The organism is Actinoalloteichus caeruleus DSM 43889, from assembly GCF_000429185.2.
In the GTDB taxonomy this organism is placed as follows: Bacteria; Actinomycetota; Actinomycetes; order Mycobacteriales; family Pseudonocardiaceae; genus Actinoalloteichus_B; species Actinoalloteichus_B caeruleus.
The window spans coordinates 5,695,715-5,710,352 of record NZ_AUBJ02000001.1; the positions used below are offsets into that span (position 1 = coordinate 5,695,715).

General features: G+C 73.8%; 16 protein-coding genes. 8 read left to right on the top strand and 8 right to left on the bottom strand.

Annotation, left to right across the window (positions count from 1 at the left end; all coding sequences use genetic code 11):
• Positions 1–34: 34 nt before the first annotated feature.
• A complete protein-coding gene (locus G443_RS23280) occupies positions 35–1,927 on the top strand; it encodes a penicillin-binding transpeptidase domain-containing protein (protein WP_245588903.1) in 1,893 nt (630 codons plus the stop codon).
• A 17-nt stretch (positions 1,928–1,944) separates the two neighbouring features.
• On the opposite strand, the gene G443_RS23285 is transcribed toward G443_RS23280, so the two are convergent.
• Genes G443_RS23285 through G443_RS23295 form a run of 3 tightly spaced genes read right to left on the bottom strand, consistent with a single transcriptional unit; the run spans position 1,945 to position 2,694 of the window.
• Complete coding sequence (locus G443_RS23285; RefSeq protein ID WP_155886221.1) at positions 1,945–2,151, bottom strand: hypothetical protein; 207 nt, start codon at positions 2,149–2,151, stop codon at positions 1,945–1,947.
• A gap of 5 nt (positions 2,152–2,156) precedes the next feature.
• The gene (locus tag G443_RS23290; protein WP_030104870.1) at positions 2,157–2,426 is read right to left on the bottom strand and encodes a hypothetical protein; all 270 of its coding nucleotides are present in this window, start codon (positions 2,424–2,426) and stop codon (positions 2,157–2,159) included.
• Complete coding sequence (locus G443_RS23295) at positions 2,419–2,694, bottom strand: DUF3263 domain-containing protein (RefSeq protein WP_162147327.1); 276 nt, start codon at positions 2,692–2,694, stop codon at positions 2,419–2,421. The genes G443_RS23290 and G443_RS23295 overlap by 8 nt, the downstream gene beginning before the upstream one ends.
• A 719-nt stretch (positions 2,695–3,413) precedes the next feature.
• On the opposite strand from G443_RS23295, the gene G443_RS23300 reads away from it, so the two are divergent.
• The gene (locus G443_RS23300) at positions 3,414–3,803 is read left to right on the top strand and encodes a DUF3054 domain-containing protein (protein ID WP_026419936.1); all 390 of its coding nucleotides are present in this window, start codon (positions 3,414–3,416) and stop codon (positions 3,801–3,803) included.
• Positions 3,804–3,813: 10 nt separating this feature from the next.
• A complete protein-coding gene (gene map, locus G443_RS23305; protein WP_026419937.1) occupies positions 3,814–4,671 on the top strand; it encodes a type I methionyl aminopeptidase in 858 nt (285 codons plus the stop codon).
• A gap of 27 nt (positions 4,672–4,698) precedes the next feature.
• Here the strand turns inward: map and G443_RS23310 are convergent, their stop codons facing one another.
• The 3 genes from G443_RS23310 to G443_RS23320 form a co-directional block, all read right to left on the bottom strand.
• On the bottom strand, positions 4,699–6,087 hold the full coding sequence (locus tag G443_RS23310; RefSeq protein WP_026419938.1) for a mycothione reductase: 1,389 nt from the start codon (positions 6,085–6,087) through the stop codon (positions 4,699–4,701).
• 47 nt (positions 6,088–6,134) lie between these two features.
• Entirely contained in the window at positions 6,135–7,292 is a 1,158-nt protein-coding gene (locus G443_RS23315; protein ID WP_051314212.1) for a VanZ family protein, read from the bottom strand.
• A 177-nt stretch (positions 7,293–7,469) separates the two neighbouring features.
• Positions 7,470–8,003, bottom strand: a complete 534-nt coding sequence (locus tag G443_RS23320) for a YbhB/YbcL family Raf kinase inhibitor-like protein (RefSeq protein WP_026419940.1) — start codon at positions 8,001–8,003, stop codon at positions 7,470–7,472.
• Positions 8,004–8,315: 312 nt separating this feature from the next.
• On the opposite strand from G443_RS23320, the gene G443_RS23325 reads away from it, so the two are divergent.
• The 3 genes from G443_RS23325 (at position 8,316) to G443_RS23335 (ending at position 11,190) form a co-directional block, all read left to right on the top strand.
• Positions 8,316–8,756, top strand: coding sequence for an SRPBCC family protein (locus tag G443_RS23325; protein WP_026419941.1), 441 nt, complete (start codon positions 8,316–8,318; stop codon positions 8,754–8,756).
• Positions 8,757–9,024: 268 nt separating this feature from the next.
• Positions 9,025–10,137 (top strand): M48 family metallopeptidase, encoded by a 1,113-nt coding sequence (locus G443_RS23330; RefSeq protein WP_026419942.1) that lies wholly within the window; start codon positions 9,025–9,027, stop codon positions 10,135–10,137.
• A 192-nt stretch (positions 10,138–10,329) separates the two neighbouring features.
• Positions 10,330–11,190 carry a S1 family peptidase gene (locus G443_RS23335; RefSeq protein ID WP_051314213.1) on the top strand — a complete coding sequence of 287 codons (861 nt, stop codon included), beginning with the start codon at positions 10,330–10,332 and terminating at the stop codon, positions 11,188–11,190.
• A gap of 19 nt (positions 11,191–11,209) precedes the next feature.
• On the opposite strand, the gene G443_RS23340 is transcribed toward G443_RS23335, so the two are convergent.
• A complete protein-coding gene (locus G443_RS23340; protein ID WP_026419943.1) occupies positions 11,210–11,863 on the bottom strand; it encodes a LysE family translocator in 654 nt (217 codons plus the stop codon).
• A gap of 183 nt (positions 11,864–12,046) precedes the next feature.
• On the opposite strand from G443_RS23340, the gene G443_RS23345 reads away from it, so the two are divergent.
• Together G443_RS23345 and G443_RS23350 are read left to right on the top strand one after the other, a co-directional pair.
• The gene (locus G443_RS23345; protein ID WP_026419944.1) at positions 12,047–12,901 is read left to right on the top strand and encodes a S1 family peptidase; all 855 of its coding nucleotides are present in this window, start codon (positions 12,047–12,049) and stop codon (positions 12,899–12,901) included.
• 22 nt (positions 12,902–12,923) lie between these two features.
• Complete coding sequence (locus tag G443_RS23350) at positions 12,924–13,418, top strand: GNAT family N-acetyltransferase (RefSeq protein ID WP_026419945.1); 495 nt, start codon at positions 12,924–12,926, stop codon at positions 13,416–13,418.
• A gap of 32 nt (positions 13,419–13,450) precedes the next feature.
• Here G443_RS23350 and G443_RS23355 read toward each other — a convergent pair whose 3' ends face one another.
• Positions 13,451–14,611, bottom strand: a complete 1,161-nt coding sequence (locus G443_RS23355) for an aminotransferase class I/II-fold pyridoxal phosphate-dependent enzyme (RefSeq protein WP_026419946.1) — start codon at positions 14,609–14,611, stop codon at positions 13,451–13,453.
• Positions 14,612–14,638 lie beyond the last annotated feature (27 nt).

The following is a 14,638-nucleotide window of genomic DNA, read 5'->3' on the forward strand; positions in this document are numbered from 1 at the left end:
TGCCAGGGGACACGAATGCGGGCATACTCCAGTCGTGGTGGTCGTCGTTTCCTCCCGGCCGGGACGCCGAGCCGGAACCGTGCTGCTCGCTGGTGCGCTGTCCCTGACGCTCAGCGGATGTGGGGTGTTCGACTCGGGCCCCGGCCCGGAACAGGCCCTGGCGGACTTCGTGGCCGCGATGGGCGCCCGTGAGCCGGAACGGGCCGCGGCCCTGACCGACAGCCCGGACGGCGCCCTGCCCACGCTGGAGAGCGTCGACCGCGCGCTGGCACCCGAGGGAGCCAGCGCCGAGGTGATCGAGGTGCGGGAGACCGACGGGTCCACGCACGCGGATCTCGACATCACCTGGGAACTGGCGGGGGACCGCACCTGGAACTACCACGGCACGGCCCGGTTGCGCGAGATCGAGGGGGACTGGCGGCTCGAGTGGGCGCCCTCGGTCATCCACCCCGACTTCGGGGAGCAGCAGACGCTCGCCGTCCGGACCGAGGCCGCCCCGTTGCCACCCGTCCTGGACCGTGACGGGCACGTCGTCCTCGATCCCGGCGTGGTCATCTCGGTCCTGCTGGACCCGGCGGCCACCGAGGAGCAGGAGGGCGACGTCACCGAGGTCGCCACGGTGCTGGGCGACACGCTCAACCGCTTCGACGACCGCATCACCCCGGACTCGGTGCTGGAAGGGGTGTCCGACACCGAGGACGGCCACTCCTACCTGGTCGCCACCCTGCGTGAGCCCGACTACCACTCCGTCCGGTCCGACATCCACGAGCTCCCCGGAGTGCGCTTCACCAACCAACCGCGCCTGCTCCCGGTCACCCGGGACTTCGGTTCGCAGATCCTGCCGTCGCTGCGCCGCGGCGTCGAGGAGGCCAACGTCGAGCGGGCCGGGTGGCGCGTGGTCAGCCTCGACGCGACCGGCGCCGAGGTGAACACCCTGCACCACGAGCAGCCCCGCCCGGCGGAGGCCACCCGGCTCACCCTGTCCCGTGCCGCCCAGGCGGCGGCCGAGGACGCCGTCGAGCCCTTCGACGAGCAGGCCATGCTGGTGGCCGTCGAGGCGTCCACCGGTCACGTGCTCGCGGTCGCGCAGAACGCGGCGGCCGACGCCGAGGGCCCGGTCGCGCTCGTCGGCCAGTACCCGCCGGGCTCCACCTTCAAGATCGTCACCGCCGCCGCCGCGCTCGCCTCCGGGCAGGTGACCGCGGACCGGACCGTCGCCTGCCCGGCCACCACCGCCATCGACGGTCGACTCGTGCCGAACAACGACCGCTTCGACCTCGGGGACGTGCCCTTCCACACGGCCTTCGCGCGTTCCTGCAACACCACGTTCGCCACCCTCGCCTCCGACATGGAGCCGGACGAACTGGCCGAGACCGCCCGCCAGTTCGGCCTCGGGCGGGAGTTCGTCATCCCCGGTCTCGCCACCTGGACGGGGCCGGTCCCGGTCACCGACAGCTCCGCCGAGCGGGTGGAGGCCGGTTTCGGGCAGGGCACCGTCCTGGCGAGCCCCTTCGGGATGGCTCTCGTCGCCGCGACGGTCGCCGCTGGCACGACCCCCACCCCGGTCTTCCTCGCCGAGGACGACCGGGAACCCTCGGATGCGGCCGGTGCGGCGGCGGGGGGAACGAGCGCCGAGCCGGACGGCCCGTCCTCGGCGGGCCCCGTCGAGGCGCCCTCAGCCCAGGTGATCGACGCGTTGCGACCGATGATGCGGGAGGTGGTGACCGAGGGCACCGCCACCGAGCTCGCGGGGCTGCCCGAGGTGCACGGGAAGACGGGCACCGCCCAGTTCGGGGACGGCTCCCGGTCCCACGGGTGGTTCGTCGGCTACCAGGGGGACATCGCCTTCGCCGCACTCGTGGTCGACGGCGGCAGCTCGGCCCCGGCCACCAAGCTGGCGGGCGACTTCCTGGGCTCCCTCGGCTGACCCCCGGCGGGAGCGTCTCACGTCCAGCGCCGCCAGGGGGAGTGCCGGTGGTTCCTCGCCCGCTCGACCACCAGTGGAAGGGGAACGGGGGAGGAACCCGTCGACAGGCGTCCCTCCACCTCCTCGCTCAACCCCCGGCAGGTGGGGCAGAGGCTGGTGGCGTCCAGGGGATCCATCCCGGTGCCGTGGCAGTTCGGGCAACCGGACTTCAGGCCGATCAACATGGGCACTACTGTGCCGGAGCCTCGTCCGGGTAGGACCAGCGCTCCACCATCGCGGGTTGGTCACCGTCGACCCGGGGCGCGATCAGGTCGCACAGGTGGGAACCGCTCAGCCGGATCATGTCCTCGCCGCAGGCGATCAGGTCCCCCACGAGCACCGTCGCCGAGAGCAGGCCCCGGTTGTAGTGCACCCGCACCCGGGTGCCCGGCGCCAGGTTCTCCGGGTCCCGCACCAGTGCCCACGCGCCGAAACGGCGCCGCCCGGATGGTTCAACCACAGTCACGGTATCCCCCTCGCCGCCGGGTTCGCGCCACCCGGCGGCGGTCCCGTAACCGGAGCAGTCGGTTGCACTCGTTGGGCAACGCCGCCATCACGTGCCGCTCGGTGATCAGGCTGTTGATGCCCTGCCAGAACCGGGCACCGGTGACGCCGTACCGCTCGCGGGCGGCCTGCTCGAGCGAACCCGGGTACCGCCACCAGGATGTCGCGAACCGCACGGCGGCCACCTGTTCCTCAGGATCGTCAGGAGGCCAGGCGGTAGTCACGATCACCAGCCTACCCGGGAGTATGACGATCTCGGCATGCCCTGGCGGCGCGTCACCAGCGGCGGACCGGTCCCCGCCTGGCTTCGCGGGCACCTCGGTCCACACCGGCCGGAGGGGGCGGCGGCGGGGGCGGCGCGGCCAGCCAGGATGTCGCCGCCGGGTGGTGGGCCGCCCACTTCGCGAGCCCGCCCCTCCCGCTCGGTCCCGGCCGCCGCCCGGGCACCCCGGACCACGGTGACCACCGCCGGTCCACCGGCGCGGCCCGCCGCGTCGTCGTCACGGGTGAGGCCCACCTCGGGCGGTGGACGCCGGCAGTCCGGCACGACCGGGGACCGCGGGACGCCGGACGGTGGACCCGGTCCACTCCCACGGACGCCGGCGTCGGGGGCGCGAAGCGCTCCGGCCGCCGTCGCACGTCGGTGGCCGGCACCGGGTCCGCACCGGGGCGACCGCGCGCTCGTCGGGTGGGAGCCGCGAGTGGCGGTCGAGGAGGAGGGCCGGCGGGCGGCCGTGGCCGACGCCTCGACGTGGGGAGCCGCCCCGACGTCCGGTCGGCCGGGGGGACCGGTCGCGGGCGAGGGGTTCGGGACGGGGGAGCTCCCGCCGGCGCGGCGGCCTCGGGGAGGGCCGGGGGAGCAGCGGTCTCCGGGCACACGGCACCGGGCTCACCACCAGCCACCCCGCCGCTCCCACCGGAACCCCCGGCCTACCCTGCCCGTATGCCAGCAGACAGTCCCCGGCCGCGGCTCGTCCTCGGTGCCGCCGCCCTCGACGTGACCCTCGTCGTCGTGTTCGCCGCGCTGGGGCGCCGTGAACACGAGCGGGGAGGGGGGATCGTGGGCGTCCTGGACACCGCGTGGCCCTTCCTCGTCGGGCTGCTCCTGGGGTGGCTGCTGGTCCGGGCGTGGCGGGCCCCGACGCGACCGCTCCACGGGCTGGGGGTGTGGTTGGCCACGCTGGTGGGCGGCCTGGCGATCCGCGCCCTCGTCCTGCACTGGCCGCCGCTGTCGTTCGCGCTGGTGGCGGCCGGTTTCCTCGCAGCCTGCCTGGTGGGCTGGCGCCTGGTCGCCTGGTGGGTGTCCGCGCGCGCCTCGGCGCGGGCTGCGTAGGGTTGTCGTCATGCCAGAACGCGCACCCCTGCGACCTGGGAGCATCTCGCCCCGCCGATCGGTCCCCCGCTCGATCGAACGCCCGGAGTACGTCGACCGACCGTCGCCGGCCCGCAACACCGACCCCTGGGTCCAGCCAGCCGAGGTCGTCGAGCGGATGCGCCTGGCGGGCAAACTCGCCGCGCAGGCGCGTGAGCTGGCCGGCCGCACGGTGGCGCCGGGAGTGACCACCGACGAGATCGACCGCGTCGTGCACGAGTTCCTGTGCGATCACGGGGCCTACCCGTCGACGCTGGGGTACCGGGGCTTCCCCAAGTCGTGCTGCACCTCGCTGAACGAGGTCGTGTGCCACGGCATCCCCGACTCCACCGTCATCGAGGACGGTGACATCGTCAACGTCGACGTCACCGCGTACCTCAACGGTGTGCACGGCGACACCAACGCGACCTTCCTCGCCGGCGACGTCAGCGAGGAGGCCCGGCTGCTGGTGGAGCGCACCCACGAGGCGCTGGCGCGAGCCATCCGCGCGGTGCGCCCGGGACGCCAGCTCAACGTCATCGGCCGGGTGATCGAGTCCTACGCCAACCGCTTCGGGTACGGCGTGGTCCGGGACTTCACCGGGCACGGCATCGGGCGGTCCTTCCACAGCGGCCTGGTCATCCTGCACTACGACGACCCCTCGGTGGAGACCGTGATCGAGGAGGGCATGACCTTCACGATCGAGCCGATGATCAACCTCGGCACGATCGAGTACGACATCTGGGACGACGACTGGACGGTCACCACCCGGGACAAGAAGTGGACCGCCCAGTTCGAGCACACCCTGCTGGTGACCGCCGACGGGGCCGAGATCCTCACCGTCCCGTGAGGCCGGGCCCCGACGGCGGCAGCCCGGTCAGGCCAGGGGGAGTTTGAGCAGCGCGTTCTCCACGAGTTCCGGCAACGCCGGGTGGATCCAGTACTGCCGCCGGGGCAGCTCGGTGGCGGGCAGGCCGAAGCTGATGGCCTGGATCAACGGCTGGATGAGGGTCGCAGCCTCCGGCCCGATCAGGTGGGCCCCGAGCAGTGCCCCCGTCTCGGGGTCGGCCACCAGCTTGCAGAACCCCGTGGAGTCCTCCAACGCCCACCCGTAGGCCACGTCGCCGTAGTCCTGGACCGCCGTCACGTGCCGGACGCCCCGCGCCCTGGCCTCCTCCTCGGTCAGCCCCACCGAGGCGACCTGCGGGGAGGAGAAGACGGCGTGCGGCACGTGCCGGTGATCGCTGGCCATCAGGTCGTCCGGGCACAGCAGGTTGTGCCGGACCACGCGGGTCTCGTGGTTGGCGACGTGCTTGAGCTGGAACGGCGAGCTGAGGTCACCCAGCGCCCAGACACCGGGCAGTGAGGTCCGCTGGTACTCGTCGACCCGCACCCTGCCGTCCGGGGTGAGGTCGAGCCCGGCGGCCCCCGGCTCCAACAGGTCGCTGTTGGGCACGCGGCCCGTCGCGACCAGGACCTCCTCCGCCTCCACGGTCTCCTCACCGTCCGGCCCCCACAGGACCAGGCTGGTGACCCCGCCCGACCGGGTCGCCCGCAGCGCGGTCCGGCCCAGCCGCACGTCCCAGCGCTGGGAGGCGAGCTCGGTGAAGCGGCGGGACACGTCGCCGTCCTCCGCCCTGAGCAGGGCGTCGCCCCGGTTGACCACCGTGACCTCCACCCCGAAGGACGAGAACACGTGGGCGAACTCGGCGGCGACGAAACCCCCGCCGAGGATGACCATCCGGGCGGGCAGCTCGTCGAGCCGCATGACCGTGTCGCTGGTGTGGAAGCCCGCCTCCGCCAGGCCGGGAACCGCCGGCACGAAGGGCCGGCTGCCCGTGGCGAGCACGATCTGGTCGGCCTGGATCAGCGTCGACGGCCCCCCGTCGCCCGGATCGACGCGCAGGACCCGTTCCCCGGCGAAGGCCGCAGTTCCCTGGTGGAGCGTGACGTTGGGGCTGCCTTCCGCCCGGTACTGGCGGCCGCCGGCCGCGATCGGGTCGATGCGGTCGAAGATCCGGTCCCGCACGTCCCGCCACCGCACGCCCCGCAGGGTGGCGTCCACCCCGAACCGGGCCGAGTCGGCGGGCGCGGCGGCCAGGTCCGCGGTGTGGACGAACATCTTGGTGGGGATGCAGCCCACGTTGAGGCAGGTGCCGCCGAAGACGCCGCGCTCGACGATCGCCACGTCCCAGTCCGCGAAGCGTTCGTCCAGCAGCGAGTTCCCGGAGCCGCTGCCCACGATGATCAGGTCGAATGTCCGCATCCGTGTTCCCCGTGCTCGTCGTCCGGGCGGGTCGGGTGACCGCGCCATCAGGTGGAGCCCCCAGGGCCGGTGACGTGGGCCTCCGGGGTCTCCGCGCGCCCGGCCGGCCGAGCCGGGCGGGAGTCGACAGTGTGCAACCCGCTGAGCAGCCCGGTCATTCCACGGCCACCGGGAACCAGGACCAACGCCACGACGTGCAGGGCGGCGAGCCCGAGGGCCAGCGGCGCGCCCGGCGCCCATCCGGCCAGCGCCGCCGCGGCCAGGACGCCGAGACCGCCCAGCCCGACGAGCCAGGCGACGAGCAGCCGGCCGGCCCCCGGGCGCCGCCGGCCGACGCGGTGGAAGCGCAGCATGACGACGTGCTGCCCCGGGGTACCGCCGGTGGCCAGCAGGACAAGGAGCACCACCAGCGCGGGCAACGACCACGGCGTCAACGCCGGGAGCAGGACCATCCAGCCGGAGTCGGCGAGCGGCGCGGCGGTGCGCAGCGCCCACTCGACGGGCAGCAGCGCCAGGTTGCCGCCCAGCCACATCAGGAGGAGGTCGCAGAGCATGCCCAGCAGACGGCGGCCGGCGGTGACCGGTCGTGGCGCTCCCGGGTCCGGCACGGCCCGCTGCCCGGGGACCAGTCGCAGCAGGGGTGCCAGCACCACTCCCACCCCGGTTCCCACCGTGTTGGCGATGAGGTCGTCCACGTCGAACAGCCGGTAGGGGCACGGGTAGACGAACCAGTTCCCGGTGAGCTGGGTGAACTCCACGAACAGCGTCGTCGCCACGCCGATGGCCAGGGTGGCGACCACCCCTCGTCGGAACATGTGGCGCAGGAACATCCCCAGGGGCACGAACAGCGCGATGTTCATCGCGAACTGCTGGAAGTCGGCGTCCATGACCACGGCGCGGAGACCACCCGTGGCGTGGACGCCGGGCAGGCCACGCAGACTCCCCAGGGCCTCGAGCTGTGGTCGCTGGCCGCCGTGGTAGGAGCAGAAGTCGGGTACCAACGGCGGCATCGGGACCAGGACGTAGGCGACCAGCGCGAGCACGTACACCAGGAACGCGAACGCGAGGGCGGCGTGCCCGACTCCCAACCGGCCTCGACGGCGGTACTGGCGGGCCACGTAGGGGACGAACAGGACGATCGCCACGGTGAGGGCGACGCTGGCCGCCATCACGCCCGGCAGCACCCGCACCCCGAGCTCGCCCACGTCCGGCCCCCACCGCTGTTCGCTCGTTCGTCGTCGTTCGAGACCACGACCAGGGCCGCGCGGCTGTCCGGGTGCGGTGGGCTCGGCCACCAGGTTAGGCGGTGACCGAACCCCTGCCGGGACACCGGCCCGCCCGCACCTCGGGTGCGCGGAGGGGGTGTGCTGGGGAACTGGTGGTCAACCGCTGGTGGCGTAGGTGGCGGTCAGCTCGGCCCTGGCCAGTGTGTGGAACGCGAGGTTGAAGGACACCACGGCGAGACTTGCCTCACCGTCGACCTCCAACCGGGGGACGTCGACCGCGTGCACCACGAAGTAGTAGCGGTGCGGGTGGTCGCCGGGCGGCGGCGCGGCGCCGGTGAAACCGTGGCCACCGAGGTCGTTGCGCACGTGGAAGGCACCGGCGGGCAGGGTGTCGTCGGACGCGCCCGCGCCGGTCGGGAGGTCGGTGACGTCGACGGGCAGGTTCACCACCCCCCAGTGCCAGAACCCGGAGGGCGTCGGGGCGTCCGGGTCGAAGCAGGTCACGACGAAGCTCCGCGTCGCCTCCGGGAAACCCCGCCAGCTGAGCTGGGGAGAGGTGTCGCCGTGCGCGGCGACCTGCGCGTCGGGCAGGGTCTCGCCGTGCCGGATGTCGGAGCTGGTGACGGTGAACGAGCCGACCTCGGGCAGCAGGCGGTAGGGGTCGGGTGCGACGGGGCGGTCCAGGCCCATGTCAGGTGGTCCTTCCTCGTTGTCCGGTGTCACCACCACCGCGCCGAGGGGTCCGGGCTCCACGGGGCCCGGGAGGGCGCGGCGCGGGGTGGCGGGTCCACAAACGACTGTAGTCAGGGTGGAACCGGTGGGCTGTTCGGGCGAGTTCGCCCGCTTCGCCCGCGAGTGGCGATCGACGTCCTGGACGCGGCGCCACCGCGGTGCGGCCCCGTCCCCCGGTGGTGAACCGGTGGGGGGCGGTGACAGGATGGTGATCAGGCGGCGCCGGTCCGGCTCCGGTGCCCGGGCACGACGAGGGGCACGGTCGAGGTCATGGGACAGGTCAAGGCGGAGGTGAGCCGCGAGTTCGACAGGCCGGCCACCCAGGTCTTCGCGGCGATGGCGGACTACGAGGACTCGCGCAGCAGGGTGCTCACCGAGAACTACACCGAGTACGAGGTGCTCAGCGGCGGCCGGGGCGAGGGGACCCGGGTCCGGTGGAAGCTCCAGGCGACGAAGAGCAGGGTGCGGGACTGCGTCATGAACGTCTCCACCCCGCGTGAGACCCAGCTGGTGGAGTCGGACGAGAACTCCTCCCTGGTGACCACGTGGACGGTCGTCGACCTCGGTGACGACCGCAGCCGGGTGACCGGTGTGACGACCTGGGAGGGCGCCGGTGGCGTCAAGGGGTTCTTCGAGCGCATCTTCGCTCCCCTCGGCCTCCGGAAGATCCACCAGCGGCTGCTGGACAACGTCGCGGGCTCGTTGTCCTGAACCCGGCCCGGGCTGGCGGGGAGCGCGCCGGCCCGAGCGCGGCAGGACCAGGCGGACGGTCGTGGCCGGGGAGCGAACCCCTGCGCTCGGCCGTCCGTGGGGGCGGCGGGAGATCCCGGGAGCCCGGCGCGGTGGAGCGGCCGCGCTGACCGGCCCCCGCGCGTTCGCGGCGGGCCTCGGTCCCCACCGGAGCCCCCGAATCGGGCTCGAGCGGCCGCGCGGGCGGTTAGCGTGGGGGCACCGGACCACGGCTTGAGGGGACCCGACGATGCCCACCGACGAGATCGACCACGGCGACCGCGCGCACCGCGTCCGTTTCCCCGGGATCAGCCCGCGTGCCTACGAACATCCCGCTGACCGCGGCGCGCTGGCCACCCTGCGGGCGGTGCCCCCCTTCGCCGCCGTGCTGCGCGCGGTGAACGGTATGACCGGGGAACGCAGCGAACGGCTGCTCTCGCTCGCCTCCCACATCAGGGTCTCCGAGTCGCAGTTCCCGGAACTCCAGGCGTTGCGGCTGGAGTGCGCGTCCACTCTCGACCTCCCGGAGGTCCCGGAGGTCTTCGTCGCCCGCGACCCGAGGCCGAGCGCGGAGTGCGTGGGCATGGACCGGCCCTTCATCGTGCTCACCACCGGGCTGGTGGAGGTGATGGACACCCGGGAGCTGCGCTTCGTCATCGGGCACGAGATGGGGCACGCGCTGTCCGGGCACGCGGTGTACCGGACGTTGATGAACCGGCTCCAGTCCATCATGGCCGGGATGGGCTGGATGCCCGTCGGTTACTGGGGGATCCGCGCGGTGCTCTTCGCGTTGGCCGACTGGTACCGCAGGTCGGAACTGTCCTGCGACCGGGCGGGTCTGCTCTGCGCGCAGGACGCGGGCGCCGCGCTGCGCGCTCACATGATCATGGCGGGTGCCACCGATCCGGACCGGATCGACACCGCCGAGTTCCTCCGGCAGGCCCGGGACTACGACGGGGTGGAGTCGTTGTGGGACAGCCTGTTGAAGCTGCGCCAGTTGGAGATGCGCACCCATCCGCTGGCCGTGGTCCGCGCGGCCGAGCTCCAGCGGTGGGCCGCTGGGGAGGAGTACCGGTCGATCCTGTCCGGGGACTACCCCCGCCGGGAGACCGATGACCCGGCCGCGGACTGGCGGTCGGACATCAGGAAGGGCGCCCGCTCCTACACCGAGTCGCTGGCCCGGTCGGCCGATCCGCTCGCCCGGCTGGCCAACGAGGTCGGCGGCGCGGTGAGCGGCGCGGCGAGCAGGTTCTGGGAGCGTTTCGGGGGATCCCCGGCGGGTGGGGGGCGTAGCGGGGACGAGCCGGCGGACCCGTCGGCGGGGGCCGAGGGCACGCGGGGCCGGGGTTCCGAGACTTCCTGACGGCCCGCCGACCGAGCACCCCGAACCCGGCCGGCAGAACGGCGGGGCGTTGGTGGTCACGGTCCGTGGGACGCGGCGCGGCTGATCCGGGCACGTGGATCACCTGCCCGGATGATCTCGGTGGTCCCCACTTGTCCGCCCCACCCCGCCGGGGTTGCCTGGACCCGGGAGCGGGGTCGGAAGGGGCAACCGATGCGTGGGTACGGAGGAGGCCGACGAGGCCGCGCCAGGAGGGTCGCCGGGCTGGTCCTGGCCGGGATCGTGCTCTCCGGGGTCCTCGCGGCGGCGGCGCCGGTGCGGGTGGACCGGACGGCGTCCGAACCCCGGACGGCCGGTTCCCGGACCAACGTCGTGGGCGGTGAGCCCGTGCCGGTCGACGACTACCCCTGGGCCGTCCACCTGACCACCCGCAACGGCGTGGTGTTCTGCGCCGGGGCGCTCGTGGCGGCGGACCGGGTCGTCACCGCCGCCCACTGCCTGCTCGGCGCGAGCGCCGACCGGGTGCGGGTCGTGGTCGGTCGGACGGACAGCGGTGGCGCCGAGGGCCAGAGCCTGCCGGTCGACGGGCTGTGGGTGCACCCCGAGTTCACCACGGCGGTGCGGGGCGACGACGTCGGGCTGCTGCGACTGGCCACCCCCGTCGACCGGGCCACGATCGCGGTGGCCGGTCCGTCGGACACCGACCCGTACCGCCCCGGCACCGCCGCGGAGGTCGTGGGGTGGGGGGCGGAGGAGGAGGGCGGCCTGCCGGGCGGGCCGCTGCGCCGGGTCGTGGTGACGACGCTGTCGGCCGAGGACTGCGCGAGGAGCCATCCCGAGGTGGACGGCGACCGGATGGTCTGCGCGGAGGACGCGGCGGGCCGGGCCGGCTTCTGCCAGGGCGATTCGGGGGCCCCGCTGGTCGCCGAAGGCCTGCTGGTGGGCCTCGCCTCGTTCTCGGCAGGGTGCGCCTCCGAGGATCCCGGCGTGCACACCCGGCTGTCCCACCACCGCGACACCCTCGAGGGCGTGGACGACTGGAGCCGGGCGGTGGCGGGGACGCCCGGCGCCTGAACGGGGCGTCCCGGGCGGGTCAGCCCACGACCAGGCCGACCGAGAGGACCATGAAGACGCCGGCGCAGACGGCGTCGAGGCCGGCGGTGACCCGGGGTCGGCGCAACCGTTCGGAGAGCAGTCCCGCCGCCAGCACGATGCACAGTTCCAGGACCACCGCCACCGCCAGCAGCACGACGCCGAGGACCGCGAGCTGGAGGGTCGAGTTCTGCGCCGAGCCCATGAACTGGGGCAGGAGGGCGAGGGTGAACAGCAGCATCTTCGGGTTGGTCAGGTTGGTCAACAGCCCGCGGAGGTAGGGGCGGCTGGTCTGGGTCGCCGGTGGGGGAGTGCCCTCCGGCGTCCGGTCACCCTCGGCACCGGGCGGGTTCGTCCGTCGGCGGACCAGCCCGAGGAGGATCGACACCGCCAGGTAGGCGAGGTAGCCGGCACCCAGCCACCGGAGGGCGGTCAGCGCCGTGTCGTTGCGCGCCACCAGCAGCCCGACCCCCGACACCACCAGCACGATGTGCAGCGTGACGGCCGTGTGGATGCCCGCGAGGGTCGCCAGCCCCGCCCGGGTCCCGGCCAGCACCGAGGTTCGCAGCAGGAGGAAGACGTCCACGCCCGGTGTGAGGACGAAGACGGCGGTGGCGAGCAGGAACGCCGGCAGTACCGAGGCATCCCACGACATTGAACAGCTCCTCATGAAATGATCTGGTGATCGAGCGCACATCTACAGGAAGAATTCCTGTGCTTCTGCAGGCTAACACGACAATATTTCTCGCTCGTGGGGTGTGGTTGTGCGGACCACATGCGGAGAGCGCCCGGTTCGCTACGCTGAGTTCCCTACTGGTGTCCGACGAAAGGAGCAGCAGTGCTGCGCTCTTCAGTCCAGTCGCGCCGCGGGAGGTCGTGGCTGCGGGGCCTCACCTCGTCCCTCGTGCTCGCCCTGGTCGCCGCTCCGGGACTGGCCGCCCCCGCGGCGGCCGCGCTCGACGAACCGGACGCCCCACCCGCCCAGGCCCGCATCGTCGGCGGGACGAACGCCACCACCGAGCAGTACCCGTGGGCCGTCACACTCCTCAACGACGCCGGCAAGCAGTTCTGCGGTGGAGCGCTCGTCGCCGAGGACAAGGTCGTGACCGCCGCGCACTGCGTCGCCGAGACCCGGTCGGGAAAGGTGACCACCCGCAGCCCGGCCAGCCTGCGCGTCGTGGCCGGGCGCACCGACCTGCGCACCGGAGGCGGTCACGACGTGGCCGTCAGCCGGGTGTGGATACACCCCGAGTACGTCTCCTTCACCCAGGGTGAGGACATCGGCGTCCTCACCCTGAGCGAGCCCCTGCCCTACCGGACGCTGCCCGTGGTCGAACGGGACGGGCAGTCCCACTACCGGGCCGGAACCGAGGCCACGGTCATGGGGTGGGGCCGCACCAGCGAGAACGGCGCGAGTTCGAGCGTCCTGCGGGAGGTGGTCGTCCCCCTGGTCACCGACGCGGACTGCGCCAGCGCCTACACCCAGTTCACCGCCCCGCAGATGGTGTGCGCCGGCTACCCCGAGGGCGGCCGGGACGCGTGCGCGGGAGACTCCGGGGGCCCGCTGGTCGTCGGCGGCCGCCTGGTCGGGCTGGTGTCCTTCGGGGACGGGTGCGCGCGTGCCGGCAAACCCGGCGTGTACACGCGGGTGCTGACCTACCGCGACGAACTGCTCGCGCAGCTCGGCCGCTGACCGGCTGTGCTATGCAGGGCACATGCCCAGCACGACCGACCACCGGCCCGAGCGCGTCCAGCACGTCGCACGCGGTGACCAGCTGACCCCGAACCAGCTCTACCAGCTCCTCCAGCTCCGGGTGCGGGTGTTCGTCGTCGAACAGGAGTGCCCGTACCCGGAACTGGACGGCCGCGACCTCGCCCCCACCACCCGCCACCTGTGGAGCACCGAACCGGGCGACGACACCCCGCTGGCCTGCCTCCGCCTGCTGGAGGAGGCGGACGGATCGGTGCGCGTCGGCCGGGTCTGCACCGCGCTATCGGCCCGAGGCACCGGGCAGGGCCGCCGGCTGATGACCGCCGCGCTGGCGGAGGTCGGGGACCGCGACACCGTCCTGGACGCCCAGACACGGGCGAAGGGCTTCTACGCCGCGTTCGGCTACGCGCAGTGCGGTCCGGAGTACCTGGAGGACGGCATCCCGCACGTCCCGATGCGCCGACCCGCCGCGTCCACCCGGACCGGCGTCCCCGGCTAGGGCGACCGCGAACGGACCCCGCCGCGTCCCGCTCACCCCTCGGGCACGTCGAGGGCCGCCGCGCGCACGGCGGCGACGGCGCGGCGGACGTCTTCCGGAGTGAGGTCGGCACGCGCCCCCAACCGGAGTCGGGATCCGCCGTCGGGCGCCGACGGGGGCCGGAAGCACCCCACGGCCACGCCCGCCTCCCGGCACCGCTCCGCCCAGGCCGCGGCGGCCCTCGGGCCGGGGGCGCGGACCGACACCACGGCCCCCGCCGGCGTGCTGGCCGGCAGTCCCGCCGCCACGAGCCCCCGGGACAGCTCCGCCGACCGAAGCCGCACCCGTGCCGCCAGGCCCGGCTCGGCCCGGAGCACCCGCAACGCCGCCAGCGCCGCCGCGGCCGAGGCCGGGGCGAGCGCCGTGTCGAACAGGAAGGGCCGCGCCGTCTCGACCAGGTGGCGCACCACGGTCCGCGAGCCCAGCACCACTCCCCCCTGCCCACCGAGCGCCTTCGACAGGGTCGCCGTCACCACCACGTCCGGCCGGCCCGCCAGCCCCGCCGCCGCCACGGCCCCCTGGCCCCCCGGGCCCACCACACCGAGGCCGTGCGCGTCGTCCACCAGCAGCGCGGCCCCGAACCGAGAACAGGAGGCGGCCAGCGCCCCCAGGTCGGTGAGGTCCCCGTCCACCGAGAACACCGAGTCGGTGACGACCAGCGCCCGGCGTGACGGATTCGTCGCCAACGCCTCCTCCGCCGCGGCGACGTCGGCGTGCGCGAACGGAACGGTGCTGCCCCGCGCGAGCCGGGCGCCGTCCACCAGGGACGCGTGGTTGTACGCGTCGACCACGACCCTCGTGTTCGGCGTGGCCAGCGCGGTCAGCGCCGCCAGGTTGGCCAGGTAGCCTGAGGAGAGGACGACGGCGGCCTCCGCGCCGCAGAAGTCGGCGATCTCCTCCTCCAGGGCCGCGTGCGCCGTCGTGCTCCCGGTGACCAGGCGCGAACCGGTCGACCCGGCGCCCCAGCGGCGCAGCGCCGCCTCGGCCGCCTCGATGACAGCGGGGTGGCGGGACAGCCCGAGGTAGTCGTTGCCCGCGAGGTCCAGCACCGCCTCCGCGCCGTCCCGAGCCCGGAGCAGCCGCCGGAGCCCGGCCCGTTCCCGCGCGGCGGCCTTCGTCGCGAGCCAGCCGAAGACGTTCCCGACCTCGATCATGCCGGCAGTCTCCCAGCCAGGGTCCTC